Source organism: Helicobacter pylori, assembly GCF_006440215.1.
Lineage (GTDB): Bacteria > Campylobacterota > Campylobacteria > Campylobacterales > Helicobacteraceae > Helicobacter > Helicobacter pylori_CS.
Map to the genome: position 1 here is coordinate 1 of NZ_VEZH01000032.1, position 2,195 is coordinate 2,195.

2 protein-coding genes are annotated in these 2,195 nt (G+C 37.3%); both read left to right on the plus strand.

Annotated elements, in window-relative coordinates:
* Window positions 1–280: 280 nt before the first annotated feature.
* On the plus strand, window positions 281–1,129 hold the full coding sequence (locus FIM44_RS08350) for a biotin synthase (RefSeq protein WP_001155605.1): 849 nt from the start codon (window positions 281–283) through the stop codon (window positions 1,127–1,129).
* Window positions 1,129–2,007, plus strand: a complete 879-nt coding sequence (locus FIM44_RS08355) for a YihY/virulence factor BrkB family protein (RefSeq protein WP_120849980.1) — start codon at window positions 1,129–1,131, stop codon at window positions 2,005–2,007. The genes FIM44_RS08350 and FIM44_RS08355 overlap by 1 nt, the downstream gene beginning before the upstream one ends.
* Window positions 2,008–2,195: the final 188 nt, after the last annotated feature.

Here is a 2,195-nt window from a genome sequence, read left to right on the forward strand (position 1 = left end):
CTATAATTTCTTCACTTTTTCATTAAGGGATTTTATGCAAGACTCATTCACTCAAAAGTGAATGAGTCTTGCATAAAATCCCTTAATGAAAAAGTGAAGAAATTATAGCGTAAAGTTTTGAGATTAATTTTAAGGGTGTAAGCGAACAATTGAATGAAAATCAAATAAAGTTTTAGTTTTAATATTTAATGGAATAAAACCCTTAAAATCAAAAAGCGCTTCTTTTTCTTTGCTATAATCAATCTCAAAAAACCAACTTTTTTAAAATAAAGGAATGATTATGCAAGAGATTTTTTTATGTTCTATTTCCAATGTGCGCAGTGGGGATTGCAAGGAAGATTGCGCTTATTGCACGCAAAGCTCACACCATCAAGGAGCGATCAAGCGCTATAAATTTAAAGATGAAAAAGTGGTTTTACAAGAGGCTAGAGCGTTAAGGGAATTAGGGGCTTTAGGGTTTTGTCTGGTTACTTCAGGGCGCGAATTAGACGATGAAAAATGCGAATACATCGCTAAATTAGCTAAAGCCATCAACAAAGAAGAATTGGGCTTGCATTTAATCGCATGCTGCGGGCGCGCGGATTTGGAGCAATTAGAGTTTTTAAGAGATGCAGGCATTCATAGCTATAACCATAATTTAGAGACTTCGCAAAATTTCTTCCCTAAAATTTGTTCCACGCACACATGGGAAGAAAGGTTTATCACATGCGAAAACGCTTTAAGGGCGGGATTAGGCTTGTGCAGTGGGGGGATTTTTGGGCTTAATGAGAGCTGGGAAGACAGGATTGAAATGCTCAGAGCCTTAGCTTCGCTCTCCCCACACACCACGCCCATTAATTTTTTCATTAAAAACCCGGTATTGCCCATTGATGCAGAGACTTTAAGCGCAGATGAAGCCCTAGAATGCGTGCTTTTGGCTAAAGAGTTTTTGCCTAACGCTAGGCTTATGGTGGCTGGAGGGCGTGAAGTGGTGTTTAAAGATAACGACAAACAGGAAGCCAAGCTTTTTGAATACGGCATCAATGCGGTGGTGTTGGGGGATTATTTAACCACCAAAGGCAAAGCCCCTAAAAAAGATATAGAAAAACTGCTCTCTTATGGCTTGACAATGGCGACAAGCTGTCATTAATGAGAGAACTTTTTAAAAGCGTTAGAGGGTTTTTTCGCCTTCTTAGAATGATTTTCCCCAAGCGTCTGAAAAACGCTTTTTTAGGCTTGAGCGAATTGTTTTACTACGCTTCCAGCTTGAGTTTTTATACGATTTTGTCTTTATCGCCTATTTTGTTGTTTGTGTTTAGCCTTTTTGTGTCTCATTATTTGCAAGCGCACAGCGGTGAAATGGAAGCCTTGATTTTCCCTAACGCTCCTAAACTCATTGGCGCGATTAAGGATTTTTTAGAAAATTTTAAAAAAACAGACATGACTTTAGGCACGCTTGAAGAGGTGTCCATTGTGGTGGCGTTGGTGCTTTTTTGTGAAAACTACCGCTCCATCGCGTCAAAAATTTTTGATGCAAAGCCCAGAGATTATGCGCATTTTAAGGGTAAAGAAATCTTTTTATTTTGGGGTTTTGGCACGACTTTAGTGTTTTTATTCGCTCTGCCTTTGGTGGTGTTTTTTGATATTAAGATCCAAGTGTTTTTTGAAGATAAAGATTCAAATTTGTTGCATGTTTTAAGATGGATAGGCACTTACGCGTTTTTTTTGATCCTTTTTACCATTCCCACGAACAAGGTGTTTAAACATTATTTTTGGGTGTTTTTATGGGTGTTTTTTACGAGCGTTTCTTGGCATGTGTTAAAATGGGCTTTCACTTATTATGTGTTGTATAATCGCACTTACCACGAGCTTTATGGGAGCGTTTCTATTTTGTGGTTTTTGATGAGCTGGGTGTATGTGAGCTGGCTTGTGATTTTAATTGGCATGTATGGGTGCAAGGTGTGTGATGCATTCGATCCCAAAGAAGTGTTTAAGAAATTTTTAGGCTTTTTTAAAAAAGAAACTTGATGAAAAAAGTTTTCTTTTAGATCGGTTCTAAAAATCTAAAAACACATAAAACCATTTAAACCCCCAAAACCCCAACTAAAAAAGTTAAAAACAAAAGAAATAAAAAGCAACCACCAGCAATAAAATCAAGCATGCAAAAACAACCATCAAAAAGTCAAACCTAAAACCAAAGAATCTAGACAGAAAAA

Bases quoted from the DNA above. Each gene is read 5' to 3' on its own strand.
- FIM44_RS08350 (WP_001155605.1), top strand. From the start codon at position 281: ATGCAAGAGATTTTTTTATGTTCTATTTCCAATGTGCGCAGTGGGGAT.
- FIM44_RS08355 (WP_120849980.1), top strand. From the start codon at position 1,129: ATGAGAGAACTTTTTAAAAGCGTTAGAGGGTTTTTTCGCCTTCTTAGA.